This window comes from Mesorhizobium sp. M1342 (assembly GCF_040317955.1).
Taxonomy (GTDB): Bacteria; Pseudomonadota; Alphaproteobacteria; order Rhizobiales; family Rhizobiaceae; genus Mesorhizobium.
The window spans coordinates 1-26326 of the sequence record NZ_JAMYLI010000041.1 but is presented as its reverse complement, the minus strand read 5'-3'; the positions used below and the strand labels follow the sequence as shown (position 1 = coordinate 26326).

Annotated in this window: 22 protein-coding genes and 1 tRNA gene; 14 read left to right on the top strand and 9 right to left on the bottom strand. The window is 61.5% G+C overall.

What is annotated here, in order from left to right:
• Positions 1-478: 478 nt before the first annotated feature.
• Positions 479-2116 (bottom strand): ABC transporter substrate-binding protein, encoded by a 1638-nt coding sequence (locus NKH06_RS29505; protein ID WP_352894864.1) that lies wholly within the window; start codon positions 2114-2116, stop codon positions 479-481.
• Positions 2117-2244: 128 nt separating this feature from the next.
• Here NKH06_RS29505 and NKH06_RS29500 point away from each other — a divergent pair, with 128 nt between their 5' ends.
• On the top strand, positions 2245-3144 hold the full coding sequence (locus NKH06_RS29500) for a LysR family transcriptional regulator (RefSeq protein ID WP_127290810.1): 900 nt from the start codon (positions 2245-2247) through the stop codon (positions 3142-3144).
• An 89-nt stretch (positions 3145-3233) separates the two neighbouring features.
• Here NKH06_RS29500 and NKH06_RS29495 read toward each other — a convergent pair whose 3' ends face one another.
• From NKH06_RS29495 to NKH06_RS29480, 4 genes are all read right to left on the bottom strand, one after another.
• Positions 3234-4106 (bottom strand): phytanoyl-CoA dioxygenase family protein, encoded by an 873-nt coding sequence (locus tag NKH06_RS29495; protein ID WP_023808572.1) that lies wholly within the window; start codon positions 4104-4106, stop codon positions 3234-3236.
• A 168-nt stretch (positions 4107-4274) separates the two neighbouring features.
• Complete coding sequence (locus NKH06_RS29490) at positions 4275-6365, bottom strand: O-antigen ligase family protein (RefSeq protein ID WP_352894861.1); 2091 nt, start codon at positions 6363-6365, stop codon at positions 4275-4277.
• A 227-nt stretch (positions 6366-6592) separates the two neighbouring features.
• Positions 6593-6667: transfer RNA gene (locus tag NKH06_RS29485), tRNA-Gln, on the bottom strand.
• Between the two features lie 128 nt (positions 6668-6795).
• The gene (locus NKH06_RS29480) at positions 6796-7140 is read right to left on the bottom strand and encodes a VOC family protein (protein ID WP_127290804.1); all 345 of its coding nucleotides are present in this window, start codon (positions 7138-7140) and stop codon (positions 6796-6798) included.
• 223 nt (positions 7141-7363) lie between these two features.
• On the opposite strand from NKH06_RS29480, the gene ppdK reads away from it, so the two are divergent.
• The 3 genes from ppdK (at position 7364) to NKH06_RS29465 (ending at position 12174) form a co-directional block, all read left to right on the top strand.
• Positions 7364-10042, top strand: coding sequence for a pyruvate, phosphate dikinase (ppdK, locus tag NKH06_RS29475; RefSeq protein ID WP_352442766.1), 2679 nt, complete (start codon positions 7364-7366; stop codon positions 10040-10042).
• A 118-nt stretch (positions 10043-10160) separates the two neighbouring features.
• The gene (locus NKH06_RS29470) at positions 10161-11264 is read left to right on the top strand and encodes a glycosyltransferase family 9 protein (RefSeq protein WP_352772347.1); all 1104 of its coding nucleotides are present in this window, start codon (positions 10161-10163) and stop codon (positions 11262-11264) included.
• A gap of 169 nt (positions 11265-11433) precedes the next feature.
• Entirely contained in the window at positions 11434-12174 is a 741-nt protein-coding gene (locus tag NKH06_RS29465; protein WP_023808566.1) for a polysaccharide deacetylase family protein, read from the top strand.
• Positions 12175-12213: 39 nt separating this feature from the next.
• Here the strand turns inward: NKH06_RS29465 and NKH06_RS29460 are convergent, their stop codons facing one another.
• Both NKH06_RS29460 and NKH06_RS29455 read right to left on the bottom strand, forming a co-directional pair.
• Positions 12214-12603, bottom strand: coding sequence for a DUF427 domain-containing protein (locus NKH06_RS29460; protein ID WP_352442763.1), 390 nt, complete (start codon positions 12601-12603; stop codon positions 12214-12216).
• A gap of 143 nt (positions 12604-12746) precedes the next feature.
• Entirely contained in the window at positions 12747-13103 is a 357-nt protein-coding gene (locus NKH06_RS29455) for a hypothetical protein (RefSeq protein WP_023808564.1), read from the bottom strand.
• A gap of 183 nt (positions 13104-13286) precedes the next feature.
• Here NKH06_RS29455 and NKH06_RS29450 point away from each other — a divergent pair, with 183 nt between their 5' ends.
• Positions 13287-14915 carry a fatty-acid--CoA ligase gene (locus NKH06_RS29450; protein WP_352442762.1) on the top strand — a complete coding sequence of 543 codons (1629 nt, stop codon included), beginning with the start codon at positions 13287-13289 and terminating at the stop codon, positions 14913-14915.
• An 80-nt stretch (positions 14916-14995) separates the two neighbouring features.
• Complete coding sequence (locus tag NKH06_RS29445; protein WP_023808562.1) at positions 14996-15781, top strand: DUF1499 domain-containing protein; 786 nt, start codon at positions 14996-14998, stop codon at positions 15779-15781.
• 13 nt (positions 15782-15794) lie between these two features.
• Here NKH06_RS29445 and NKH06_RS29440 read toward each other — a convergent pair whose 3' ends face one another.
• Entirely contained in the window at positions 15795-16793 is a 999-nt protein-coding gene (locus NKH06_RS29440) for a LacI family DNA-binding transcriptional regulator (RefSeq protein ID WP_128302515.1), read from the bottom strand.
• A 195-nt stretch (positions 16794-16988) separates the two neighbouring features.
• Between NKH06_RS29440 and NKH06_RS29435 the strand changes: the two genes are divergently transcribed.
• From NKH06_RS29435 to NKH06_RS29415, 5 genes are read left to right on the top strand one after another with little or no spacing between them, the layout of a single operon-like run.
• Positions 16989-18029, top strand: a complete 1041-nt coding sequence (locus tag NKH06_RS29435; RefSeq protein ID WP_352442761.1) for an ABC transporter substrate-binding protein — start codon at positions 16989-16991, stop codon at positions 18027-18029.
• 27 nt (positions 18030-18056) lie between these two features.
• A complete protein-coding gene (locus tag NKH06_RS29430) occupies positions 18057-19094 on the top strand; it encodes an ABC transporter ATP-binding protein (protein ID WP_352442781.1) in 1038 nt (345 codons plus the stop codon).
• Positions 19091-19978: an ABC transporter permease gene (locus NKH06_RS29425; protein ID WP_352442760.1), complete on the top strand. Its 888-nt coding sequence runs from the start codon at positions 19091-19093 to the stop codon at positions 19976-19978. The genes NKH06_RS29430 and NKH06_RS29425 overlap by 4 nt, the downstream gene beginning before the upstream one ends.
• A complete protein-coding gene (locus tag NKH06_RS29420) occupies positions 19971-20762 on the top strand; it encodes an ABC transporter permease (RefSeq protein WP_128302516.1) in 792 nt (263 codons plus the stop codon). Before NKH06_RS29425 ends, NKH06_RS29420 begins: the two co-directional genes overlap by 8 nt.
• Positions 20763-20776: 14 nt before the next feature.
• Positions 20777-21697: a phosphorylase family protein gene (locus NKH06_RS29415; protein ID WP_128302517.1), complete on the top strand. Its 921-nt coding sequence runs from the start codon at positions 20777-20779 to the stop codon at positions 21695-21697.
• A gap of 19 nt (positions 21698-21716) precedes the next feature.
• Here NKH06_RS29415 and NKH06_RS29410 read toward each other — a convergent pair whose 3' ends face one another.
• Positions 21717-22643 carry an MBL fold metallo-hydrolase gene (locus NKH06_RS29410; RefSeq protein ID WP_128302518.1) on the bottom strand — a complete coding sequence of 309 codons (927 nt, stop codon included), beginning with the start codon at positions 22641-22643 and terminating at the stop codon, positions 21717-21719.
• 117 nt (positions 22644-22760) lie between these two features.
• Between NKH06_RS29410 and NKH06_RS29405 the strand changes: the two genes are divergently transcribed.
• The 3 genes from NKH06_RS29405 to NKH06_RS29395 all read left to right on the top strand — a co-directional run bounded on the left by NKH06_RS29405 (position 22761) and on the right by NKH06_RS29395 (position 26311).
• Positions 22761-23351, top strand: a complete 591-nt coding sequence (locus NKH06_RS29405; RefSeq protein ID WP_352442759.1) for a biotin transporter BioY — start codon at positions 22761-22763, stop codon at positions 23349-23351.
• 364 nt (positions 23352-23715) lie between these two features.
• Positions 23716-24993, top strand: coding sequence for a sugar transferase (locus NKH06_RS29400; protein WP_352442758.1), 1278 nt, complete (start codon positions 23716-23718; stop codon positions 24991-24993).
• A gap of 43 nt (positions 24994-25036) precedes the next feature.
• Complete coding sequence (locus tag NKH06_RS29395) at positions 25037-26311, top strand: nucleotide sugar dehydrogenase (protein WP_128302521.1); 1275 nt, start codon at positions 25037-25039, stop codon at positions 26309-26311.
• Positions 26312-26326 lie beyond the last annotated feature (15 nt).

Below are 26326 nucleotides of genomic sequence, written 5' to 3'. Positions count from 1 at the left end.
GAGTTCCGCACAATAGGCAGGCGAATTCACTCCAACTGGCGGCAGACCTGTTGAGATCCGGCATAACATCAGGCGGCGGCAAACCGCTCATGCGGGTCGTCTTGCTGCTTCGGTTCCCCGTCGGCACCAAGAGCGCAATTCTCCCGGTTTTCGGGAAGGTCGTTGCCCGGGAAAGCGGGTTTCACTTCCATCAGTCAAAAGTAAGCTCCAGCCATGAACCGGAGCTTGATGATGACAGAGGCGGAAACCAAAAAGTTTCACCCGCTTGACGTGCCAGCCGGTCCGGTGCGGTGGCCCGGAATCCCGGCCGACCTGCCAAGGCATGGCGCGTGTGGCCGCACCTGCGCATCATGCCCGATGCGAAGCCCGCACTGCTCCTCGAATGCCCTTGATGCCGACGCTTCGGCGCGACTTTCCCGGTGAGCAGGCGAAGGGCGGCGCCGAAAATGCGCCACCCTGTCGGAGGGATTGCCCGTGATCAGGCGGCGAGCCAGGCCCGGGTGAAGTCCTGCTCATAGGCCTGATGCATCTGGTAACCCATCAAGGCAGGTTTCATATGGCAGAACAGCTTTCGCCAGTAGGGCTGAACGATGATGCCGGAATCCTGCAGCATGACCTGCAGTTCCTTCATCACCGCACGGCGCTGCTCCGGATCGGCGATGGCGTTGGCCTTGTGGACCTTGGCATCGAAGTCGGGGTCGGCGAACCCTGTCTCGTTCCATGCCGAACCGGTCTGGTAGGCAAGCGCATAGGTCTGGATGCCGAGCGGTCGGGCGTTCCAATTGGTCGTCGCGAAGGGATACTTCGTCCAGTCGTTCCAGAATGCCGATTCCGGGATGACGGTGCGTTTCACCTTGAAGCCGGCGTCGCGCATCTGCTGGGCGACGGCATCGGAGCTTTCCTTGCGGTAATCGGCTTCGACCGAGATCAGATCGAACTCGAAATCGAGCTGGCCGGCTTCCTCGAGCAATGCCCTGGCCCGGACCGGATCACGTTTGATCGGCGGCAAGTCGGCGTGTTCGGGATGCATCGGTCCGACATGATCGTTCTGCGCGACGATACCCATGCCGTCGGCGCCCAGTTGCAGCACCGCTTCGTTGTCGACCGCAAGCTGTATGGCGTTGCGCACGCGCTTGTCGTCATAGGGTTTGGCGTTGACGTTGCAGCGCGAGACCAGGGTGGCGGCAGTGACGATCTCGCTTTTCTTCAGGCCCAGCCTGTCGAGCATGGCGACGTCATAGGACTGCGTCTGCCCATTCAGGTCGATCTCACCGGATTCGAAGGCGGAGACGGTGGCGGCCGAGTCGGTGCCGTAGTCGGTCCAGTCGATGCCGTCGAGGAACACCTCGCCGCCCCACCACGACCCGTCCGGCCGCTTGCGCACCGAGGCAGCAACGCCGACATCGAGTTTTTTAAGTTCGAACGGGCCCGTGGAAACGGGGTTGGCCGACAGTGGCGCAGCCTTCGGATTGAAGGTGTGGTGGACGATCAATGCCGGGTAGTCGGTCATCGCGGGGATGATGGTGATGTCGGGCTGAGACAGTTTCAGGACCACGGTGTGGCCGTCGCGAACCTCGATGGCACCAGTGCGCGCCACCTTGGTGTCGGGATCGATCAGCGCGGTCATGCGCCCGGCCATCGAGTTGCCGGCGGCATCCTTCTCGCACCAGCGCGTGATGTTGAAGGCGACATCCGTGGCGGTGAAATCGTCGCCGTTCGACCATTTCACCCCCGGGCGCACCTTGAGCACATATTCCGTGGCGTCCGCATTGATCTCCCAGCTCTGCAGCAGCACCGGCTCGAAGGTGAAATCCGGCTTCCATCGCACCAGCGGTTCGAGAAACTGCATGGCGATGTTGCCCATCTGCGAAACCTTGAACTTGCGCGGGTCTTCCAGCTCCATCACCTGCATGGCAACACGCAGCACGCCGCCCTTCCTGGGTTGGGCGGCTTCCTCGGCCCGTGCTGGGACCGGCTGACCGATGAGCCCATAGGCAATCGCCGTGCTGGCGCCGAAGGCGCTGGCCAGTGCCAGGAACTCGCGGCGGCCAAGCGCGCCGCTTTTTGCGCCCTCCGCAAATACGCCGATCGCCGGGTGAAGAGGCTTGGATGTCATGTCGGTTCTCCCATTGTTGATTTTACGTCCAAATTCGGTGGAATGCCCTTGCCGCATCGTTGCTGGGCGCTGTTTTCTACAGGACGCAGCCGATGGCAGCGGGGCCGCGACGGCGAGGGGAAGGCAAGATGAATCTTCTGACGGCGATGCGGGTGTTCGATCGGGTCTGCCTGCTGGGCAGCCTGTCGGCGGCGGCGCGCGATCTCAACATGTCGACGACGGCCGTCAGCCGCACCATCAAGGAACTGGAAGACGACCTCGGTGTCCGGCTTATCAATCGAACCACAAGGCGCCTCAGCCTCACCGAGGCAGGCCGCGACTATGCTCCGCGCGCGCGCAGCCTGCTCGACGACATTTCCGAACTGCAGGATTCGACGCGCGGCCTGCATAAGGAGACACGCGGCCTGATCCGGGTTTCTTGCTCCAACGTTCTGGGCCACACGCGCATCACCAAGCTGGTGCCCAAGTTCCTCGAAGAGAATCCGCTCACCACGATCGAGTTCGACCTCACCGCGCGTTATGTCGTCGGCATTGTCGAGGAAGGCTACGATGTCGCCATCCGCTTCGGCGGTCAGGCGGATTCCGCCCTGATTGCCCGCCGGCTTGGTGAAGTCCGCAACTATGTCTGCGCCACGCCCGATTATTGGGATGCAAACGGCCGTCCGGTCCACCCGGATGAGCTGGCAAGCCATTCCTGCGTGCTGAGCAATTTCGCCAAGCGCCTTGGCACGTGGCCATTCATCGGACCCGACGGCCCTTTCGATGCGGCTGTCGGCGGGCGCATCTCGACCAACAGCGTCGAGGCCGCCTATCAGATGACCACCGCCGGTTTCGGCATCGGCAACCTGCCCAGCCTGCTGGTCGACGCTGCGATCAGGGACGGCCGGCTGGAAGTGCAGCTGGATGAGTTTCGCCCCGGCTCCAGCCCGATCTACGCGCTCTATCCGCACCGCACCTATATTGCGGCCAAGGTGCGCGCGTTCGTCGATTTCCTGATCCGCGAACTGTCGGCCGACTTCACCGCCTGAAATGCTGCGCGATTGCCCATGGCCAACGCCGTCAGGGGCCGGGCGCTAACGCCCGGCCCCCTCTGCCCCCGTCGCCCGACGCGGCAGCGTCATTTCCACCAGGCGGTGGTGTCGTACATCGGCCCCGGCTCCTCGAAGAGCTTTTCGTATTTGCACAGTGCCGGCGTCTTGCCGAGCGGCACCGAAACACCGTCCCTGAACGCCCATTCGCCACGTTGCGTCGTATCGGCCCGCACATAGCTGGACAGCGCAAAGGCCCGGTCGTGCTGCGATTTGTTGGGCGAGGAGCCGTGCACGGTAAGCAGCCCCCATAAAGCAAGGTCGCCCGGCTCCAGCACCAGCGGAACGATGGTCGCCGGGTCGATGCCGACCTTGCGCAACTCTTCTTCGGCGGTCAGGCCCTTCATCAGTTCGCCGGTTCCCTCGTCCGACAGGCCGAGATAGCCGAGCTTGTGGCTGCCGGGCACGACCTGAAGGCAGCCATTGTCCAGCGTCGCCCGATCGACCGCGAGGCCTGTTGTCACGGTGGCGTCGGCGACATTGTCGAAGGCGGCCTGGTTACGGAAGCGCAGATCCTGGTGGAAGCGATAACCCGTGACATTGGCGCCGGGCGGCTTCCAGTGCAGCTGTTGGGCGATCTGCCTTATGTCACGGCCGATCAGGCCCTCGAGCAGCTTCAGATAGTCGGGATTGCGGCGGAATTCTTCGAAATAGGAATTGATCCAGGAAAACCAGTAAGCCTGCAGCACATAGCGTTGGCCAAAGTCCGATTCAGGCAGGATCTGGAAATTCAGGTTGCCGTGCCGGAAGGTGGCGTGATGCTTGAGGCCGTCGGCATAGACCGCATCGGTTTCCTTCTTCAGCCGGATCATCTCGTCGCCGTCGACGAATTGTCGAACGACCGCGTATCCTTCCTCGCGGTACTGCTCCACCGCTTCGCGTGCCTGCCTGTCCGTCAGCATGTCCGTGACAACCCCTGTCTGTGATCCGTGTCGATCGTAACGAAGGGGTTGCCGGCGATAAGCCATGGATTTTGGCATCGACTTTCCCGATTATCGGGAAATTGAGCGGGGCCTCAAAGGGGCATTGGTCGCAATCGGCTGGTCAGATACGTGCTGCGCCGGCAGACCCTAAAAATAGGTCCGCGGCGCGACAAGGTTCTTCTGCTGGCGAACATAAAAACAGTAGAAGCCGAACGCCGCGGCAAACCACATGAAGGCCTCACCCATGGCCAGCCGGTTGTTGGAATTGGTAAGGATGCTTAGGGCGAAGAAGACCAGTGTGGAGATGTAGCAGGACCATGCGGCCGGAGCGACAAGCTTGGCTCGCATGGCCAGTAGAACCTGCCTGGCCGACCAGGTGTAGAGAAAGGCAAAGAACGCCAATCCGACCACACCATAGCGCACGGCAATCTCCAGATAACCATTGTGGAAGACGTTGAAGATCATGGGATGATAGGTTCTGTTCTGCCATTCGGTCAGCCAGCTGGAACTGGCTCCGAAGATCGGGTGGCGCTTCCAGATATTGATCGCATCCGCCCACAGCATCAGCCTCTCCTTGGCTGCAAGTGGCACCGCATCGCTCGCGATGGCGCGGTCGAAGGCGGGGAGGACCCCATGCCTGAACACATCCGGAACCAAGGTTTTGATGAATGCCATGGTATCGTCGGCGGTGGACGAGAAGATGTTGTGTGCTGCGACAATGCCGGCCGCCACGATCACCAGCACGCCACCCGAAACCAACAGTTCGCGACGATGGCCTCTCGCCAGGGTCATGACCGCCAACAAGAGCAGAGCGAGCGCAAGCGCAAGCCACACTCCCTTTGACCGCATCTCGATGATATTGACGAGGGCAAGCAGCAGGACGGCTGTCGACAGGACCCAATGCAGGTTCTTGGTTGCTTTCCCGAGGTCCGTTCTCTGGGCCGAGTAGGCCATGAATTGCAGCGTGCAGAGGAAGATGAAACCGGCCGCTACCGACGCGTGGATGGGATTGTTGAAAAGCCACGGGGCCGGTTGGATGCCTTGAAACATGTCCGAATAGAAGGTGTCCGCAGCCAGGAAGACGAGACTGAGGATCATGAACCAGAGCACGAGCCGTGCGGGTTGCCTGACAAACAGCAGAAACGCGAAGCCGGTCGTCGCGTAGAACAGCGGAAACATGTAAATGCCTTCGGCGCCACCCAACTGGTGGGTGCCGAAATAGACGATCGCCAGTCGGATGAAGACATAGAGCGACCAGCCCAGACACAGAAAGCCGACCCAACCGATCAGCGGTTTGCTGTAGGTCCACAAATCCACTCTGAACCAGCGGATGACCGCGAACAGGGCCAGCGCCAGGCCCGCATAGCGGTAGGTGTCGGCCTCGCGCCACACCGCGGAGACCAAAGCTAGAATGGCGAGTGCCGCAAGCAACAGAAGCAAGGTGTGGCGCGGCGCGTTGTCCTTGGCATCATCCAGGGCATCTCGCGGCAGAGGGGGCGGCAGCAGGACGTGATGCAGGCGGCGCAGCTCGTCGCTGGCCCGCAACACCCCGGCACGTATCCGGCTCGGCCCGCCCAGCCTTGCGGATTTGTAGCTTCCCGAGGGGCCCGCTATGCCCGAGATCCCACTGCTGGCGGCGAAGCCAAGCACGTTTTGGCGGACCGAATAGACTTTCAGGCCGGTATCCCAAAAGCGCTCGAGTGCAACGTCCCATGGCATTTTCATAACGGCGAGCGCCGACAACAGACCCTGCGCGCCCTCCCGCGTCACCAGATAGGCGGCGGCCGAGCCTTGCGGGCCATGCAGCGCACGACCGATCTCGTCGCCTTCCGCCGTCTCGACGGCGCGCATGAAGAAGCTCATGCGATGGTTGGTCAGCTTGATGACGTCGAAATCCGGCACCGCCGCGATGATGGCCTCGATGCGCCGCATGGTGTTTTCGCTGAAGAGGACGTCGTCCTCGACGATCAGGCCATGGGCGCTGCCACCGGCCAGGAACGTTTCCAGCGCCTGGATATGGCTGCGGTAACAGGCATATTCGCCCGAAAGGATGTCGCGCCCGCTCAGCTTGCGCGCGGCTGGCAGATCGATCTCCGTCCAGTCTTTTTCAGCAAGCGCCCGACCGTCGACGGCGGCAATGCGCCGCAAGGTCAGTCCTGCCGTTTCGGCGCTGGCAAGCAATTCGCTCCAGCGCTGGGTCTCGCGATCGAGGTTGATGGCGAAGATAGGAAGGTTCATTGAAGTTCCATGTTGAGCCGCCACCCACCTGGCCGACCTATGTATGGAAAGAAGGAGATGTTCAAGGCGACACTGTCCAGATCATGTGCAAATGCTGACCCGAATTTGCCGCGATGGCGTTGGTTTCGCTGAACTTATGACGCAGTCGAACTATTAACCGACCGGCTTCATGGAAGATCGCAAAGGTACTCTCGGGTCCTATGTGTCCGGAACGGACCTGAGCGGGATGGCTGGGGCGCCAGGATTCGAACCTGGGAATGTCGGTACCAAAAACCGATGCCTTACCACTTGGCGACGCCCCAATTGCCGTCAGAGTCGCTTGTGCGGCGCGTTATTAGCAGAGCAGCCAAAAAGCACAATCCTTATGAGTGACGGTTGGAACGCTCGAATTGGGCAGGCAACGCAGCACTGCCAAATGATATGCAGCGGGCTATTCGGACCACACCGCCATCTCGTTTCCGGCTGGATCGACGAAGTGGAAGCGCCGGCCGCCGGGGAACGGGAAGATCGGTTTGACGATCGTGCCGCCGGCGCTTTCGACAGCGTCGAGGGTTTGCTCCAGATCCCTGCTGTAGAGCACGGGCAGCGGCTTTGATGGCGCTTCCGCGGCATCTGCCTGGAAGCCTCCGTCCAGGCCTTCGGCAAAGGCCGAATAGGTCGGCCCATAATCGGTGAACGACCAGGCAAAGGCAGTACTGTAGAAAGCCTTCAGCCGGTCCAGCGTTCCACCGGTCGCGGGCATTTCCAGATAGTCGAGTTTTCCGGGCAGTTTCATGGCGCACCTGTTTGTTCCCTTTATGTTCTACATCAAAAATCTCGGAATGGCAAGTCATTTTGCCGCATCTTCGGACGCGGCTTTTGCTTAATCGATTGTAGAAGGCCGACCGCTTTGCCGGCGCTTGCCTTTCGCACTGCAGCATCATATCGCTCCAAGGACGGACCGGCGGAACTTTCCGTTTCGCCAATCTTTCCAATCTCCTGCAACCGGAGAGCGATGCATGACCAAATGGGTTTTCACCTTTGGCGATGGTGCGGCGGAAGGCCGTGCCAGCGACAAGAATCTCCTGGGCGGCAAGGGCGCCAACCTGGCCGAGATGTGCAGCCTGAGGCTGCCGGTGCCGCCGGGCTTCACCATCACCACGGAGGTCTGCAACGCCTACTACGCCAACGGCCGTATTTATCCGGCCGGGTTGGAAGCCGATGTCGCGGTCGCGCTCGATCACATCGGCCGGCTGACCGGCCGTCGGTTCGGCGACCCGTCGAAACTGCTGCTGGTGTCGGTGCGTTCGGGCGCTCGCGCCTCGATGCCCGGCATGATGGACACCGTGCTCAATCTGGGCCTGAACGACGAGACGGTCGAGGCGCTGGCCGCCGATTCCGGCGATGCGCGCTTTGCCTATGACAGCTACCGCCGCTTCATCCAGATGTATTCCGATGTCGTCATGGGCCTCGATCATGAGGTGTTCGAAGAAATCTTGGAAGATCAGAAAGGCGGGCTCGGGCACGAGCTCGACACCGAACTGACGGCGCTCGAATGGCAGGGCGTCATCGCGCTCTACAAGGCCAAGGTCGAGGAAGAGCTCGGCAGGCCTTTTCCGCAGGATCCGCACGAGCAGCTCTGGGGCGCGATATCAGCCGTGTTCTCGAGCTGGATGAACAACCGCGCCATCACCTATCGCCGCCTGCACGACATTCCCGAAAGCTGGGGCACGGCGGTCAACGTCCAGGCCATGGTGTTCGGCAATATGGGCGAAACCTCGGCCACCGGCGTTGCCTTCACGCGCAACCCTTCGACCGGCGAAAAGATGCTCTATGGCGAGTTCCTGGTGAACGCGCAGGGCGAGGACGTCGTCGCCGGCATCCGCACGCCGCAGAACATCACCGAAGCGGCGCGTATCGCAGCCGGCTCGGACAAGCCGTCGCTGCAGAAGCTGATGCCTGACGCGTTCCAGTCCTTTGTCACCATCTCCGACAATCTGGAGAAGCACTACCGCGACATGCAGGATCTCGAATTCACCATCGAGCGCGGCAAATTGTGGATGCTGCAGACCCGCTCCGGCAAGCGCACCGCCAAGGCGGCGCTGAAAATTGCCGTCGAGATGGCGCGGGACAGGCTGATCACGAAGGAGGAAGCCGTCGCCCGTATCGACCCGGCCTCGCTCGACCAGTTGCTGCATCCGACCATCGACCCCAAGGCCGCGCGCGATGTCATCGGCATTGGCCTGCCGGCGTCGCCCGGTGCTGCCACCGGCGAGATCGTCTTTTCCTCCGGCGACGCCGAGGAATTGAAGACGCAGGGCCGCAAGGCGATCCTGGTGCGCATCGAAACCAGCCCCGAAGACATCCACGGCATGCATGCGGCGGAAGGCATCCTGACCACGCGCGGCGGCATGACCAGCCACGCCGCGGTGGTGGCACGCGGCATGGGCAAGCCTTGCGTCTCCGGGGCCGGCTCGCTGCGTGTCGACTACAAGGCCGGCACGCTGATGGCGATGGGGTCGACCTTCCGCAAGGGTGATATCATCACCATCGATGGCAGCAACGGCCAGGTGCTGAAGGGCGCCGTGTCGATGTTGCAGCCGGAACTTTCCGGCGATTTTGCCGCCATCATGGAATGGGCCGACGCCGTGCGTCGCATGAAGGTGCGCACCAATGCCGAAACGCCGCTCGACGCGCGCATGGCGCGTTCCTTCGGCGCTGAAGGCATCGGCCTTTGCCGCACCGAGCACATGTTCTTCGACGGCGAGCGCATCGTCGCCATGCGCGAGATGATCCTGGCCGACACCGAAAAGGACAGGCGCGCCGCACTTGCCAAGCTTCTACCCATGCAGCGCTCGGACTTCCTCGAACTGTTCGAGATCATGGCCGGCCTGCCGGTGACGATCCGCCTGCTCGATCCCCCGCTGCACGAATTCCTGCCCAAGACCGAGGAGGAAGTGGCCGAGGTCGCCGCCGCCATGAAGGTGTCGCCGGACAAGCTCAGGCAGCGCACCGAGGCACTGCACGAGTTCAACCCGATGCTCGGCCATCGCGGCTGCCGCCTGGCTGTCTCCTATCCCGAGATCGCCGAGATGCAGGCACGCGCCATTTTCGAGGCGGCGGTGGAGGCCGGCAGGAAGGCTGGCGCCCTGGTGGTCCCCGAGATCATGGTGCCGTTGGTCGGCCTGGTGAAGGAGCTCGATTACGTCAAGGCGCGCATCGATGCGGTTGCCAAGAGCGTCATGGAGGAAACCGGCGTCAAGATCGACTATCTCACGGGAACCATGATTGAACTCCCCCGTGCCGCGATCCGTGCCCATGTCATTGCAGAGTCAGCCGAATTCTTCTCCTTCGGCACCAACGACCTGACCCAGACGACCTTCGGCATCTCGCGCGACGATGCGGCCTCGTTCCTGGAAACCTACCGCCAGAAGGGCATTATCGATCAGGACCCGTTCGTCTCGCTCGACATCGACGGCGTCGGCGAACTGGTGCGCATGGCCGCGCAAAAGGGCAAGGCGACGCGGCCCGACATCAAGCTCGGTATCTGCGGCGAACATGGCGGCGATCCGGCCTCGATCCGCTTTTGCGAAGAGGTCGGCCTCGACTACGTGTCCTGTTCGCCCTATCGCGTGCCGATCGCCAGGCTGGCGGCCGCGCAGGCAGCGGTGCTGGTTGCGAAGGCAGGCCGAGGATAGGATCCATCCAGCTTACCGTTTTGTAAGGCAATTCACGCGAACGTGCTGGCGGCGTCGCGTAATCTCGACATTGTTCCTGCCCAATTTGCGGCCATCCGCAAATTGCTCCCGGAAACAGATGCTGCAGATTTCTCCCGCGCCGTTCCACTCGATCCTGGTCATCCAAACCAAGTTTATAGGCGATCTCGTCCTCGCCTCGGCGCTCGCCAAGAACCTGCGGCTCGAATTCCCCGGCGCCAGCATCGTCTTTCTGTGCGAGGCCCGCTTCGAGAGCTTCGTCATGGCCCATGGTATCGCTTCCGAGGTGGTCGCATTCAGGCGCGACCGCATGCGCGGAACGCCCTTGGAGCGCGGGAAGGAGCTCTACACCATGGTGCGGGCGTTGCGCCGCTTCCGTTTCGACCTGACCATCGACCTGACCGATTCGAAGACGTCGCGCATGGTCACCGGGCTCGTCAACGCCAAGACCCGTGTCGGTTACAATCCTTCCGAAAGACCCTTGCGTATGTTGGAGCGGCAACCCGCCAATGTCTTTGCCAAGCCCTACGGCTTTGATGGTCAGCATTTCCTGTACCGCTACCTCTCGCCGCTCGAAGCGCTCGGCATCGAACTTCGCACGGTGATTCCGAACCTTCAGCCGCTGCCATCGGAGACGGCGAAAGCATTGGCGCTGCTGGGTAAGCACCATCTGCGGCCAAACGCATTCATCGCCGTGCATGCGGGTGCAAGCTTCGAGGGCCGACGTTGGCAGCCGGAGCGGTTTGCAGCAGTGATCGTCGAGATTGCCGGCGAGACCAGCCTGGATGTCGTCCTGGTGGGCGGCCCGGACGAGCGCGAGATCGCCGAACGTATCGTCGCCAGAACCGCGCCCTCGGTCGTCAATCTCGTCGGTGACCTGTCGCTTGAAAGCCTGCTGGCGTTGCTGAAACAGGCTCGGCTGTTTCTCGGCAATGAGAGCGGCCCGATGCACATGGCCGCAGCCACCGGAACCCCGGTTGTCGGATTGTTCGGTCTGACGGAGCCGTCGCGCTGGGGTCCCGTCGGCGTGCCCAGCATCTCGCTCCAGCCGCCGATGCCTTGCGCCTGCATGGCCGAAAACCTCTGCCGCGCGCCGGATCCGAGCAAAGCATGCTGCGTCTGGGGCCTGGAGGTCAAGCCTGTGGTCGATGCGGTGCGCGAGGTTCTTTCGCGCACCGAAATGAAACTGGAACACGCCATCTGAGATCATGCGCCGCATGCACGACCGCTCTCGACGCGGTGGAATGACCTGTCGCCCACAGGAACGGTCACATTGTCGCGGAGCGCTTTTCAGCTATGCACCATCCCGATTTCCGCCTTCATGCGGGTCGTTGGGATGCCTGCTTGAAATGACGGGTCCGGGAATCGGTTTGATGCGCCTGCTGCAAAAAAATCTCTGCATGATCGCCCTGTCGTGGGCGATGGCATCCGCCAGCCATGCCGCGCCGCTCGTCGAGCCGACGCTGCACATCAAGTCGCAGGCGAGCGGAGCCGGCCGTGTGGCGCTTACGCTCGACGCGTGCGGTGGACAGACCGACAACCGGATCCTTTCGGCGCTGGTGGACAACAAGATTCCCGCCACCATTTTCGTCACCGGCATCTGGCTGAGGCGAAACGCCGCCGCGGTCGAGATCATGCGGGCGCATCCCGATCTGTTCGAACTGGAAAATCACGGCGGCCACCACATTCCGGCGGTCGACACGCCGCGGAAAATCTATGGCATCCGCAGCGCCGGCAGCCCGGACGCGGTGCTGGCCGAGGTCGAATCGGGAGCCGCCGCTCTTGCCGGGACCGGCGAGCCGGCGCCGAAATGGTTCCGTGGCGCAACCGCCGAATACAGCCCGTCGGCAATCGCCATGATCCGCAAGCTTGGCTTCAAGGTCGCGGGTTTCTCGATAAACGGCGACGGTGGCTCTTTGCTCGGCGCCAAGGAGACCGCCCGGCGCATCGCGGCGGCCAAGGATGGCGACGTCATCATCTCGCACATCAACCAGCCGACCCATGCGGCCGGCGAAGGCGTGGTGCAGGGGCTGCTGGCGCTCAAGGCCAAGGGCTTGACCTTTGTGCGGCTCGACGATGCCGAAGGCATCGGCAACAACGGCACGACGGAGTGACTGGCCAGCCGAGCGGATCTCGATGCCGTCGGCGTGGGCTCAGTCTGGTTTGGCTTCGATCGTGACCTTGCTGGCGTAGAATGCGCCGTGGTTGCGGATTTCAGCCATTTCGTCGAAAGGCCGCTCGTAGGCCCACATGGCGTTCTGGCCGGTCTCGCCGGCAGGCAGCACGCTCCAATAGCTTGCATCGCCCTTGTAGGGGCAATGGGTCGAGTGGTCGGTGCGGCCGAGCTTGCCGAAATCGATGTCGGCGAACGGAATGTAGAACGCCGCCGGATAGGGGGCCTCGGTCAGCACCTTGGCCTTCGCTGTTGAAGCGATGACCACGTCTCCGGCACGCACGGTAACGGTGCCGGCATAGGGCTCGATGGTGATGATTTTGTCCGGGTTGCGTTGGAAACCGGGTGCGGGGTTGGCGATCTGATCCATGCGGGGGCTCTCCTTGCGTCGACTTAAAGGTGTGTCGCGCAAGCGCATTGTGCAAGCCGCTATCGCCATCCAGCACGCAAAACTTGCCTTGCCGACGCCGATGGACCGCGCCTTGGAACCCTCGAGATACTTGTCGTCAGCTGTCAGGCAGCGGCCTTGAACACGTCCATGAGACCGGCATAGGCGGCAGCGATCCCGGCGACCGGGTTGCTGCTTCTCGATACGGTCTCGACCTTCAAGGAACCGCCGCCGGTAGGCAAGGTGAGCAGCAGGAACTGGCGGTTTCCGCCATCGCCGACTGACGCGGCCGCGACGTGCTGGTCCTCGCCCTGATTCTGGACGCACATCTTGAACAGCAGCGTGCCGCCGACCGCTTCCAGCGCGCCGCCGACAACTTCAACAAATTCATCTTCGGAAACAGTCTTTGTGTCCGGCACCACATCGGCCAGACTTTCGGCAAGCGTACTCTCGAGAGCCTTGTCGTCGAGCTGCGCGTCCATGCGAACCTCTTTCAGTCGCCAATCGCACCCCTTTGCCCGTTAACGAAACTTAACGCGGACGATGGCCGGATTGTGGCGGTTTTCCACCAATGCGGCGCTGGGTGGTGCTGGCGGCTGGACAATCGGCCGGTTCGCTCCACAATAGCCCGAAAAGCACAACGCAAAAGCGTGAGGGAGGACCGAATGCTGGGACTGATGCAGGAATGGCCGCTGCTTTGCCATAAGCTCATCGACAATGCCGAGCGGCAGCATGGCGTGCGTAAGATCGTGACGCGCTCGATCGAGGGGCCGATCGTGCGTACCACTTACGCCGACATCCATCGTCGTGCCCTGAAGGTCGCCCAGCGGCTGGAGCGCGACGGCTATGGGCTGGGCGACCGCATCGCGACGCTGGCCTGGAACACCGCACGCCATATCGAGGCCTGGTACGGCATCATGGGCATCGGCGCCATCTACCACACGCTCAATCCGCGGCTGTTTCCCGAGCAGATCGTCTGGATCATGAACCATGCCGAGGACAAGGCAGTCTTCGTCGACCTGACCTTCGTGCCGCTGCTCGAGAAAATCGCCGGCGCCGTAAAATCGCTGAAACAGGTGATCGTGCTGACCGACAGGGCGCATATGCCGCCGACGACATTGCCCAACGCGGTCGCCTATGAAGACTGGCTTGACGAGGCGGATGGCGACTTCGCCTGGAAGACCTTCGACGAAAGCACCGCCGCCGGCATGTGCTACACGTCCGGGACCACGGGCGATCCCAAGGGCGTCGTCTACAGCCATCGTTCGAACGTGCTGCACGCCATGATCGCTGCCATGCCCGACGCCATGGGACTGTCGTCGCGCGATACGATCCTGCCTGTCGTGCCGATGTTTCACGCCAATGCCTGGGGCCTTGGCCAGAGCGGGCCGATGATCGGTGCCAAGCTGGTCATGCCCGGCTGCAAGATGGATGGCGCCTCGATCTATGAATTGCTCGACACCGAGAAGGTGACCTTCAGCGCCGCCGTGCCGACCGTCTGGATGATGCTGCTGCAGCATCTGGAGGAGACCGGCAAGAAGCTTCCCTATCTGAACAAGGTTGTCATCGGCGGCTCGTCGTGCCCGCGCGCGATCATGACCAAGTTCCAGCAGAACTACGATGTCCAGGTCATCCATGCGTGGGGTATGACCGAAATGTCGCCGCTCGGCACGCTGTGCACCCTGAAGCCGGACCATGCCGGTCTTGAGGGCGAAGCCCGGCTCGATGTCCAGCAGAAACAGGGCCATCCGCCCTTCGGCGTCGAAATGAAGGTGACCGACGACGACAACAACGAGCAGCCTTGGGACGGCAAGACTTTTGGCCGCCTGAAAGTGCGTGGGCCGGCCGTTGCCCGTGCCTATTATGGCGGCGCCGGCGTGGAGCAGTTCGATGAGGATGGCTGGTTCGACACTGGCGACGTCGCCCACATCGACGCCGGCGGCTACATGCAGATCACCGATCGCGCCAAGGACGTCATCAAGTCCGGCGGCGAATGGATTTCGACCATCGACCTCGAGAATCTGGCTGTTGGCCATCCCGATGTCGCCGAGGCGGCAGCCATCGGCGTTCAGCATTCGAAATGGGGCGAACGGCCGCTGCTGGTCGTCGTCCGCAAACCGGGCAAGGAACCGACCAAGGCTGACATTCTCGACTTCATGGACGGCAAGGTGGCCAAATGGTGGATGCCGGACGATGTCGCTTTCGTCGGTGAAATTCCGCACACCGCCACCGGCAAGATCCAGAAGATCACCTTGCGCCAGCAATTCAAGGACTATCGCCTGCCGACGGATTGACGCGATGGTGCATGTTTCGGCTTCATGCCATCGCAAAAAGGCACTAAGTCTCCGTTCGGGTTGGGGCAGCACGGAAAACGATGGTTAGCATTCCTGAACGGCAAACGTCGAAGGCGGCCGGCTGGTCGCGGCGCACGGCCGCTTTTTCGTTGGTGCTGCTGCTGACGGTCTTCGTCGGCCATCGCTTCGATCTCGTCGAAACACCTGTCTTTCTGTGGGTGCTGGGCATTGTCGCGCTGCTGGCGGCGATGGCGCTGTTGTTTGCCGGGTTTGCCTTTTCGCGGCTCTGGAATTTCGGCGACCGCGGCGGTCGCGACCTGACGGTCGGCGCGCTGCTGGCACTGCTGGTGCTCGCACCCTATGGCGTCGCCGCCTACTGGGCGACGATCTATCCGCCGCTCAGGGATATCTCGACGGATTTCGACGAACCGCCGGCGCTCGACGTGAGCGACCGGAGGAAGGATATGAACGTGCTTGCGCCGTCGACGCCTGGGGAACAGCGGCTGCAGACCGATAGCTATCCGCTGGTCAGCGCACGCAGCTACGACCTGCCGTTCGAGACCGTCGTCAATGCCGTCGAAACCGTGCTCGACCGGCGCGACTGGGAGCTGTCGGAACCCTATCCCGATCTCGCCGGGCAAAGCGAGGTGACCATCACCGCCGTCGCCAAGGGCTTCGTGATCGGCCTTCCCGCCGACGTGGCGATCCGCGTGACGGACGATGGCGACACGGTCATCGTCGACATGCGGTCGGCATCCCGCTACGGCCGCTACGACCTCGGCGACAATGCGGCGCGCATCACCGAATTTCTCGCGGAACTCGACCAGGAAGTCGCCGGTCAGGTTGGCGCCGCTCCGGTCGAATGAGACCCAGGGGAGGCTATTCGCCAGGGTCGAACTCTCCTTTGAACAAGACTGTCGCGACCGGTCCAATCGGATTGGCGATCCGGCTCTCCAGGACTTCGACAAGTTTGCGTCCGACACCCGCTATGTCCACGAAATGAACGCCGATCTTCGCAGGCAGGAAGCGCGATAGCCGCGTGCTGTCCCGAGTGACAATGTGGATGTCACTCCCTGGCGCGAGACCTCTTCTGCCGAGAGCGTGTAATGCCCCCAGAAGGCCCAGTTCGTTGGCGCATGCCAAGCCCGTCGGCGGATCTGACCAGGCCAGCATGCGATCGAACCAGGCTGCGCTCGATTCCATGGTGAACATTCCATGACCGATCAGCGACTGGTCGATCGGAATACCAGCCTCGGCCATTGCCCTTCCATACCCGGAAAGACGCATGGCACTCGCCTGGTCGCCGGGAACGAGAAGTTGCAGCGCAATGCGTCGGCAGCCCTTGTCCATGAGCCGCCGGGTCGCCTCGTAGGCAATCTGTTCATTGTCGATGTCGACATAAGGATATGCTGTATCCAGGTCAGTTCTTCCAAACGCGACGAATGGCATGCCTCTATCCAGCAATAGCTTAACGCGCGGATCACCCGAGACCATGCGTGTGATAATCAGTCCGTCTGTGCTGCCCGCCTGAAGCTGTCGCTGCACACTCTCGATGGGATCATCATCGGGCGTGGTGGAGTAGATGGATAGGCTATAACCCGCTTGCCGCGCCGCCAGCGTCATGCCTTCGATTAACGGAAGCTTCAACAGATCGGACAGATGATCTTGTGTTTCCATCGGGTATATTGCTGTCATCGTCAGCGTGCGGCCAGTTTTGAGCGCGAAGCCATGATGATTTGGCACATAGCCGACCCGCTGCGCCACTTCCTTGACGCGAGCGATGGTGGCGGGATGAACCTCCGGCCCATCCTTCAGCGCGCGGGATACCGTGGTGACCGAAAGGGAAAGTTCCGCCGCGATCTGTTTCAGGTTGGTCATGTCGCCCGACCTCATTTGCGAAAGCGCCGGCTGATTTGCTGACTTCCACTACGTGACCGAATTCTACCTCACGGTCAATCCAAGCTCTCGCTAAAGCAGCTTGACTCTCCTGCAATTGGATGCAATCGTAACGTTACGATTGTCAAGAATTGGCCATTTTGAGCGCGTCTCAACAAATTCTAGGGAGGAGAACCTATGTCTTGGTTACGCATTTCCTTGACGGCATTAGCATTCTCGGCCGCCGTGCCGGTCTATGCCCAATCAGTCACCATCACGACCGCGGGCGGCGATTATGGCAACGCCATGAAGGAAGCCATGTGGGCCCCCGCTGCAAAAGAGCTTGGCTATGATGTCCGCGAGGAGACCCTCAGCGACGGCTTGGCCGCCCTGAAGATGCAGGTCACCTCGGGCGCGGTCACAACCGACGTCATTCACCTGGGCTCACCGGAGGGCGCGCAGGCCGCCGCACAGTCGCTGCTGGAGCCGCTCGACTACAAGATCATCGATCCAAAGGCCGTGCCGGATGGCGCAAAGTCCGACTACTGCTATCCGTTCGACTCCTATGGCACCGTCATGTCCTGGAACACCAAAACCTATGGCGAGAACCCGCCAAAGACATGGGCGGAGTTCTGGGATGTTGCCCAATTTCCGGGCCGTCGCGCCCTCCGCGCCAATGCACAGGACTCGATCGAGATCGCGCTGCTCTCGGACGGCGTAGCACCGGCCGACGTGTATTCCGTGCTCAGCACGCCGGAGGGCCTGGATCGCGCGATCAAGCGGCTTGAAGCGATCAAACCAAATGTCGCGGTGTGGTGGACTTCGGGAGCTCAGTCCGCGCAGTTGCTGAAAGATGGCGAGGCGGATTTGGTCGTTACCTGGAACGGGCGGGCCCAAACCGTGAAAGCGGATGGCGGCGCGGTCGATTACACGTTCAAGGGTTCCGTCATCGGTACGGATTGCCTCGGGGTACCGAAGGGGGCGCCGAACAAGGAAGCGGCCATGAAACTCATCGCGGCGATGACACAGCCCGCGCGCGTGGCGAAGCTGACCGATTTCATCGCTTATGGCCCGGTCAATCCTGCTGGCTATGAGGGTGGCCTTATTCCCGAGGACCGTCTGAAGACCCTTGCGACCGCGCCTGAAAATGCCGGCACTTCGGTGTTTTCGAATGCGGACTGGTGGGTCAAGAATGGCGAAGCTGCTCAAAAAACCTTCGATGAGATGATGGCCCGCTGAGTCTCAGCTTTAAGGCTGAAGCACATGATGAAGTCGCTCCCGATCACCATCGACAGCGTGCGCAAGACCTACGGATCTTACGTCGCGCTGGACGATGTCTCGCTCGACATTCAGGCTGGCGAATTTCTCACGCTCTTGGGGCCGTCCGGATCGGGCAAGACCACGCTGCTCATGGCTTTGGCCGGATTTGTCCGGCCCGATTCCGGTAAACTTTTGTTGGACGATCGGGACATTACCCGCCTGGCCCCCAACAAGCGCGACATCGGCATAGTCTTCCAGAACTACGCCCTGTTTCCCCACATGAACGTTCTGGCAAATGTCGAGTATCCGTTGGTGCTGCGCAAGACGCCGAAAGCCGAGGCCCGCCAGAGGGCACTCGACACTTTGGCCCGCGTGAAGCTTGAAGGTTTGGCGGAGCGCAACATTGCCGCATTGTCCGGCGGCCAGCGCCAGCGGGTGGCGTTGGCGCGGGCGATCGTCTTTGAGCCACGCGTGATGCTGATGGACGAGCCGTTGTCGGCGCTCGACAAGAACCTGCGCGAAACCATGCAGTACGAGATCCGGCGTCTGCACGATGATCTGGGGATCACCACGGTCTATGTGACGCATGACCAGCGCGAAGCGCTAATCATGTCCGACAGGATCGCGGTGATGAATTCCGGCCGCATCCAGCAGATCGATACGCCACAGCGGATCTATGATCGTCCATCGACCCGCTTCGTCGCGGAGTTCATGGGCGAGGCCAACATTGTGGCCCCGGGCTCGGCGCGCAGAATAGACGGCGCCGATGCGTCACGCGAAGCTCTGATGATCCGCGCGGAATGCTTCCATCTTGATGCGAAGCTCGTCGGGCCAGACGGGGTGGCCCTTGAGGGAACGCTGCGCGCCAAGGCGTTTCGTGGCGAGAACTGGCTTTTGACGCTGGCGCTTGACGGCGGGCAAGAGATACTTGTCTGCATTCCGGCGGCGCTGGCCAGCGGCTGCGCCGAACTTGCCGCCGGTCAGCGGGTGACCGCCTATGCACCAGCAGCGAAAGTTCACGCGATACCGGGAGTGGTAGCGTGACCGTCCTTGCCGATCCTGCGCTCGCGGCAGACGCGCGACGCGAGCGGCGGTTCTTCCTCTCGCTTTCACTGCCTGCGCTGTTCATCGTCGGACTGGCGGCGATAATGCCTATCCTATGGATCATCCGGCAATCCTTCCTGACCACGGGGGGCGAGTACACCGTCGGCAACTACGAGAAGGTGCTTTCGAGCGGGCTGACATGGTCGGCACTGGTCACAACCCTTGAACTGTCCCTGGGCACGCTGGCGATCTGCATTCTTCTCGGTACTCCCCTGGCGCTCGCCCTGGCCAGCGCCAGACCAAGGGTGGCCAATTTGCTGATGGCCTTCGTCATGCTGCCGTTGTGGACCTCCATTCTGGTGCGCACCTATGGCTGGCTCGTGCTGTTGCGGCGCGATGGCCTGATCAACGCAACTTTGACGGGTTCAGGCCTGACAGCTGAGCCATTGCCGCTGGTCTACAATTTCACGGGAACGCTGATCGGCATGGTTCACTACATGCTGCCGCTTTTTCTGCTGCCCGTTTATGCGGCGATGCGCGATATCGATGCAAACCTCGTCCGCGCGTCGGCGAGCATGGGCGCCACTCTCGGGCAAACGATCCGCACGGTCATCCTGCCGCTTTCGGCCGGCGGCATCTTCTCGGGTTCGATCATCGTCTTCATTTACACCATAGGGTTCTTCATCACGCCCGCGGTGCTTGGCGGCGGCAAGGTAAATCCGCTTTCCACCCGGATCGAGCGCACGCTATCGACCTTCCAGGATTGGGGCTCGGCGAGCGTCCTGGGCATTCTGCTCCTCGTTCTTATGGCGTTGGTGGGGGTGATGTTCCTGGCTGCGCGGCGGCTCATTGCCGGACGCAGCATCGGCACAGCCCATGCTTGAAGCCTATCCAGACAGCAGGCTGGCCCGCATCCTCCTGTGGAGCTTTTGTGCGCTCGTTATGGCGTTCCTGATGCTGCCGACGCTCGTCGTCGTCCCGCTCTCCTTTTCGGCGTCCAATCTTCTCGAGTTCCCACCGCGCGCATACTCGTTGCGCTGGTACGAGACTTTCTTCGGTTCGGCGACATGGATGGCCGCACTCAGGACGAGCCTGATCCTCGGCACATTGACAGCGATGATCACAGTGCCGCTGGGGCTTCTGGCCGGCATCTCGATCAACCGGCTCGGCGGAAAGGCCGCCGTAACCATTCAGGGCGTTCTGCTCACCCCGTCCATTGTGCCGGGGATCCTGCTCGCGATCGGTCTCTTCTTTGTTCTGGCGGCGCAACGTCTTGTCGGAACGCTGTTCGGTGTCCTGGTCGGACATGTGGTACTAGCCATTCCGGTCGCGTGCATTGTGTTGTTGCCCGCCTTGGCCCGCTTTGACTGGAACCAGGTTCAGGCGGCGCGCAGCCTGGGCGCAAACTGGGCGAGAGCCATTGGCGGAATAATTGTCCCCCAACTTCAGATCAGTCTGTTGTCGGCCACACTGATGGCCTTCCTGACCTCGCTAGACGAATCCGTCATTTCGATCTTCGTCGCGAGTGGTCAAAACAGCACGCTGCCGAAGCTCATGTTCCTGTCGCTGCGCGATCAGATCGACCCGACCATCGCGGCGATTTCGACCTTGTGGACCGTCATCGTCGTGGTCGTTGTCCTGGTCGTGACCCTTCGCCAAAAATCCTGAGCGAGACTGAAAACATGCCCAACAATCATCATGCAGCCGACGATCTGGCCGATCATTCAACGGACATACCCCAAGTGGGGTTGGCGATCATCACCGGATCGGCGAATTGGGGTCTCGCCTTTCCGGAAGATGTCGAAGTTGATGGCGTCCGCACCTTGCAGCGAGACATGAGTTTCCAAACGCCTTTCGGTCCCAGCGACAATTGGAAGCTGCTCGAATTCGATGCATCTATTACCGTCGAGGGCAAAACGAAACGTGCCCTGTGCATGTATTCGCACGGCAATCCCCGAGACCATATCGACCATTCCTGTCATCGCCGCGCGTTCTGGGTGTTGATGAGTGCGGGTGTAAAGCAGATTCTCTCCTGCTCGACCATTGGCGCCGTCAACAAGGCTATCAAGCCCGGCGACATGGTGGTGAACGCCGATATCCTCGAACTGACGCAGACCCCGTTTTCACTGCTTCCCGGCCGCCAGAGCTTCGACTGCTCGGGCAAGCAGATCGTATGTCCAAGATGTGCGGCATTGTTGGCCGAGACCGCCCGGCGCCATTGGCCAGCCGAATGCCGCGTCCATGGCATCGAGCAGCAGTTGGTGGCTGCCCACTGCTACGGGCCGCGACTGACAACTCCCGCCGAAGCTCTGGCATATCGAAACATGGGAGCGGACGTGCTCAACCACTCGATCGCCCCTGAGGCCACCTTATCGCGCGAGATCGGCGCCTGTTTCGTGCCCCTGGCGTTCGTCACGGCCGGTTTCAACGACTATATGGACCGCGAGCGCCAGAAATTGCTGCAGGAGCACGTGCTGCCGAGCCTCTCTATGACAGCCTCGCGGGTTGCGCTGGAGACCGCGGCACGTCTTCCAACGGATCCCGAATGCTCTTGCCAGGGCTTGAAGTCGCCTCAGCCAGCAGAGCGCTCCAGCCGGTTCTAGAGCGAATGGCGCCGATAGCCTATCCGGCCGGCGTGAAAATGCCGTCGATGGCCGGTGCGGCATCGGTCACAACCAGGCCGCGCGCCGTCAGATCCTCGAGATGGGCAAGCACCGACAATCCGGCGGCACCATGCAGCCGCGGGTCGGTGTCCCTGTAGATCGCCTTGACCATGTCCACGATCGTCCGGTCGCCTTCTCTGACCCGCTCCAGTATGGCGCGCTCGCGCATCTTGCGATGCGTCTTCAACCCGCGCATGAAAGCGCGCGGTGCTGTCACCGGCCCGCCATGTCCGGGCAACAGCAAGCGGTCCCCGCGTTCGATCAAGCGATCCAGCGAGGCCATGTAGTCGGCCATCGCTCCATCCGGCGGGGCGACGATGGAGGTTGCCCAGGCCATGACATGATCGGCCGAAAACAGGATGCCGGTTCCCTCCAGCGCGCCAATTCTTTCCAGCGCGAATGCCGCATGATTGGCGGTGTGGCCCGGGGTCAGAACCGTCCTGATCGACCAGCCGTCGCCGTCGACCACCTCGCCGTCGGGCAGGGCGACATCAGGGACGAAAGCCGTGTCGGCACTGGCGTCGAGCGCATTGGTCTCGCCGATATGCAGGGCTCTTGCCGGCCGGTGCGGCCCCTCTGCCAGCACGAGGGCGCCGGTGCGCTCTTTCAGCCGGGCCGCCAGCGGGGAGTGGTCGCGATGCGTATGGCTGACGAAGATATGGCTGACCGGCCGGTCTGCGATCACGCCGAGCAGGGTCCGCAGATGCGCCTCGTCATCCGGCCCCGGATCGATCACCGCCAGCGTATCGCGGCCAATTATGTAGCTGTTGGTGCCGTGAAAGGTGAAAGGGCTTGGATTGCGGGCCGTGATGCGCTGGACATCGGGCGCGACGTTCACCCCCTGGCCATAGAAGGGGTCGAAGCCGGTATCGAATTTCAGTGCCATGCATCGGTGCCTTGTTTCGGGAAACGGCAAAACCGATTGCCGCATAACACGCAAGCCAATATAGGAGGATGTGAGGCCGCGAACATCGGTGTGCGGCAATCGGATTGGGGAAATACCATGGCAATTGCAACTACGATGCGTCCGCTTGTTTCTCTGGCTCTGCCGCAAAATGGCGCGGCGCGGCTGGCAACGCAGCTTTTCCTGGCCATCGCCGGAACGCTTGTGCTGACCCTGTCGGCCAAGACCAAGGTTATGCTCGGGCCGGTCGACATTTCGATGCAGACGCTGGCCGTGCTGCTGATCGCCGCCGCCTTCGGCATGCGTCTCGGCGTCGCCACCCTGCTGCTCTACATGGCCGAGGGCGCCATGGGCTTCCCCGTCTTCCAGAGCACGCCTGAAAAGGGCATCGGCATTGCCTACATGCTCGGCTCGACCGGCGGTTATCTCGCCGGCTTCGTGGTCATGGCGGCCATTGTCGGCTGGGCGGCGGATCGCGGTTGGGACCGCCATCCGATCAAGCTTTTCAACGCCATGCTGGTTGCCGAATTCGTCATGATGGCAATGGGCTTTGCCTGGCTGGCGCTGCTCATCGGTCCGGAAAAGTCGTGGCAGTTCGGCGTCGTGCCGTTCATCGTCGGCGACCTGATCAAGGTGGCTCTGGCGGCAAGCCTGGTGCCGGCCGTCTGGACGCTGCTCAAGCGCGGCTGAAGCGCGCGATCGAAGAAACGGCCAGGGGCAATCAAGCCACTGGCCGGAGCGGCGTGACTGGCCGATTTCCGGTCTGGTGTCCGCCAACCTCGATAGATTGTCGGTTATATCGCCCTAGACGCTGCGACATCTTCAGTAATGATCATCAAGCCGCTTTATTAGCCTAGGCTTTTCAATTCCCGAACTGTTGACCTAAGAAATAGATGCTTGCTGGTGCAGCCGCGCTGTCGTAGCTCTTGGTCTTCGACTGTATCGAATCGCCGGGGGGCGAGACGTCCGATTCGTTGTTGTGAGCGATTAGGTCAGATGCACTATCGCGCTGGTCTGTCGCCGACACGGCAGCTTCGGGGAAGGGGGGAAGACGTTGAATGTCGCAGCGTCGACTATTGTCGGAAGCCGGCATTTCCTGTTCAGGATTCGGTTTCAACTGCTTGGCGGACTGACATTCGCGATTTTTGCGCCGGCGATCATCCGGATTGTCTTCAATCCTGAATTTATCTATTCGGCCAGTCTTCAGGTCACGGTGGCCGCTGCGGTCATCGCGCACCTTGTGGGCTTCTTGTCCTATCGCCGCATCGGAAATTTCCCGGGCGTGGCCGCGGCAAGTTACATCTTGCCGACATTTGCCCTGTCCTATGGGGCTGTTTTCCTGACCATCTTCTTTTTTCGGTTCGAGTACAGCCGGTTTCAAGCCGCCGCCAGTTTCACGCAGTCCACGCTCTGGTATTTCGGCCTGAGCCTGTTGACGCGGCGCCTCGATCCGTACCGGCTCGTCGTGATTCCCGGCGGAGATGTCGAGCGCCTCAAGACGTTACCGGGTGTGCATTGGTTTTGGATCAAGTCGACCAGTACGATAATCGAAAGAGCCAGCGGCGTGGTCGTTGATCTGCGTGCCGATCTTGGCGCGGAATGGGAACGATACATCGCGGATCGGGCCCTTTCGGGAACGCCCGTATACCACGTCAAGCAGGTCAGCGAGTCGCTGACCGGGCGGGTCGAGATCGAGCACCTGTCGGAAAACACGCTTGGTTCACTCAATCCGAACCAAGCCTATCTCAAGATCAAGCAGGCAGCCGACTGGGTCTCGGCACTTGTCTTGATTATCGTTCTTTCCCCGGTTCTGGCGTTGATAGCGCTGCTGATCCGGCTGGATTCCGATGGTCCCGCGCTGTTTCGCCAGCAGCGCATGGGCTACCGGGGCAAGATCTGCACGGTCTACAAGTTTCGCTCGATGCGCCAGCACTCTGACGCCGGCAGCGACAAGGAGAGGGCGATCACCAGGCGCGATGATGATCGCATCACCCGAGTCGGGCGTTTCCTGCGAAAATCCAGGATCGACGAACTGCCGCAGGTCATCAACATCCTGCGTGGCGAAATGAGTTGGATCGGACCGCGACCGGAAGCTGTCGTGCTGTCACAGTGGTACGAGGCTGAGCTGCCATTCTATCGCTACAGGCATATCGTCAGGCCAGGCATAAGTGGGTGGGCACAAGTAAATCAGGGGCATGTGGCTGCCGTCGATGACGTTATGGAAAAATTGCACTATGATTTCTATTACATAAAGAACTTTTCGCCTTGGCTGGACGTTTTGATAACCCTCAAGACAATGAAAACGATGCTTACCGGCTTTGGTGCGCGATAACCAATGCGAAGCATGGCTCTGGAATAGCAAGCGCAGGAAGCAGATGGATCTCGCCTCCAGGAAAATAGCGATCATCGGGCTTGGCTATGTCGGCCTGCCGCTGGCGGTCGCTTTTGGCGCCACCAGGGATGTCGTCGGGTTCGACATCGACCAGTCGAGGGTGGACGCGCTGAGGCGTGGTGACGATCATACGCTGGAAGCCAGCAGTGATGAGATCAGTGCTGCGTCGCGGCTGACATTCACCACAGACAAGGCCGATCTGCGCGATTGCGGGATTTTCATCGTCACGGTTCCGACGCCGATCGACAGGGCCAACCGTCCGGATCTGAAACCGTTGATCATGGCATCGACTTTGGTCGGTGAGGTCATATCGCCAGGCGCGGTGGTGATCTTCGAATCGACGGTCTACCCCGGCTGCACGGAAGAGGTGTGCGCGCCGCTGATCGAGAAACATTCGGGCCTGCGCTACAATGAGGGGTTCTTCCTCGGCTACAGTCCCGAGCGCATCAATCCGGGCGACCGCGAGCATCGGTTGCAGACGATCGTCAAGGTCACCAGCGGCTCGACGCCGGAAGCGGCCGAAGGTATCGATGCGCTCTATGCCTCGATCGTGCCGGCAGGCACACACCGTACCTCGAGCATTGCGGTCGCCGAAGCGGCCAAGGTCATCGAGAACACTCAGCGCGACCTCAACATCGCGCTGATGAACGAGCTGTCGCTTATCTTCGGCAAGCTCGGCATCGACACGTCCGAAGTGCTGGAAGCCGCCGGCACCAAATGGAATTTCCTGCGCTTCACGCCTGGTCTCGTCGGCGGCCACTGCATCGGGGTCGATCCCTACTATCTCACCCACAAGGCCCAGGAACTCGGCTATCATCCGGAGGTGATTCTTGCCGGCCGCCGTATCAATGACGGCATGGGTCAGCACGCGGCGGATCAGACGGCCCGCCTGATGATGCGCAAGGGAATACCTGTCGTTGGCAGCCGGATTCTGGTGATGGGCGCGGCCTTCAAGGAAAATTGTCCGGACCTGAGGAATTCCAAGGTCGCCGATATCGTTGCCCAACTGAAGGAATACAATGCCGGCATCGACATATGGGACCCCTGGGTCAACGCGCAGGAATGCGCGCGTGCCTTCGGCATAGCCAGCATGAAGGACATTCCCGATCAGCGCTATGACGGCGTTATCGTGGCCGTCGGCCACTGGCAGTTCCGCGCGCTGGGCGTCGACGGCCTGCAGGCGCTTTGCAAGACCCCGGGCGTCATCTACGACATCAAGGGTCTGTTCCCCAGGCATGTTACGGATGGGCGCTTCTGATGAGGGTTCTGGTCA

Excerpts from the sequence above, each read along its gene's own strand:
- NKH06_RS29405 (WP_352442759.1), top strand. The coding sequence starts at position 22,761 with ATGGCAATTGCAACTACGATGCGTCCGCTTGTTTCTCTGGCTCTGCCG.
- NKH06_RS29495 (WP_023808572.1), bottom strand. The coding sequence starts at position 4,106 with ATGCTGACGGACAGGCAGGCACGCGAAGCGGTGGAGCAGTACCGCGAG.
- NKH06_RS29440 (WP_128302515.1), bottom strand. The coding sequence starts at position 16,793 with ATGACCAACCTGAAACAGATCGCGGCGGAACTTTCCCTTTCGGTCACC.
- NKH06_RS29415 (WP_128302517.1), top strand. The coding sequence starts at position 20,777 with ATGCCCAACAATCATCATGCAGCCGACGATCTGGCCGATCATTCAACG.
- NKH06_RS29395 (WP_128302521.1), top strand. The coding sequence starts at position 25,037 with ATGGATCTCGCCTCCAGGAAAATAGCGATCATCGGGCTTGGCTATGTC.
- NKH06_RS29435 (WP_352442761.1), top strand. The coding sequence starts at position 16,989 with ATGTCTTGGTTACGCATTTCCTTGACGGCATTAGCATTCTCGGCCGCC.
- NKH06_RS29490 (WP_352894861.1), bottom strand. The coding sequence starts at position 6,365 with ATGAACCTTCCTATCTTCGCCATCAACCTCGATCGCGAGACCCAGCGC.
- NKH06_RS29500 (WP_127290810.1), top strand. The coding sequence starts at position 2,245 with ATGAATCTTCTGACGGCGATGCGGGTGTTCGATCGGGTCTGCCTGCTG.
- ppdK (WP_352442766.1), top strand. The coding sequence starts at position 7,364 with ATGACCAAATGGGTTTTCACCTTTGGCGATGGTGCGGCGGAAGGCCGT.
- NKH06_RS29505 (WP_352894864.1), bottom strand. The coding sequence starts at position 2,116 with ATGACATCCAAGCCTCTTCACCCGGCGATCGGCGTATTTGCGGAGGGC.
- NKH06_RS29420 (WP_128302516.1), top strand. The coding sequence starts at position 19,971 with ATGCTTGAAGCCTATCCAGACAGCAGGCTGGCCCGCATCCTCCTGTGG.
- NKH06_RS29470 (WP_352772347.1), top strand. The coding sequence starts at position 10,161 with ATGCTGCAGATTTCTCCCGCGCCGTTCCACTCGATCCTGGTCATCCAA.
- NKH06_RS29445 (WP_023808562.1), top strand. The coding sequence starts at position 14,996 with ATGGTTAGCATTCCTGAACGGCAAACGTCGAAGGCGGCCGGCTGGTCG.
- NKH06_RS29480 (WP_127290804.1), bottom strand. The coding sequence starts at position 7,140 with ATGAAACTGCCCGGAAAACTCGACTATCTGGAAATGCCCGCGACCGGT.
- NKH06_RS29460 (WP_352442763.1), bottom strand. The coding sequence starts at position 12,603 with ATGGATCAGATCGCCAACCCCGCACCCGGTTTCCAACGCAACCCGGAC.
- NKH06_RS29450 (WP_352442762.1), top strand. The coding sequence starts at position 13,287 with ATGCTGGGACTGATGCAGGAATGGCCGCTGCTTTGCCATAAGCTCATC.
- NKH06_RS29430 (WP_352442781.1), top strand. The coding sequence starts at position 18,057 with ATGAAGTCGCTCCCGATCACCATCGACAGCGTGCGCAAGACCTACGGA.
- NKH06_RS29465 (WP_023808566.1), top strand. The coding sequence starts at position 11,434 with ATGCGCCTGCTGCAAAAAAATCTCTGCATGATCGCCCTGTCGTGGGCG.
- NKH06_RS29455 (WP_023808564.1), bottom strand. The coding sequence starts at position 13,103 with ATGGACGCGCAGCTCGACGACAAGGCTCTCGAGAGTACGCTTGCCGAA.
- NKH06_RS29410 (WP_128302518.1), bottom strand. The coding sequence starts at position 22,643 with ATGGCACTGAAATTCGATACCGGCTTCGACCCCTTCTATGGCCAGGGG.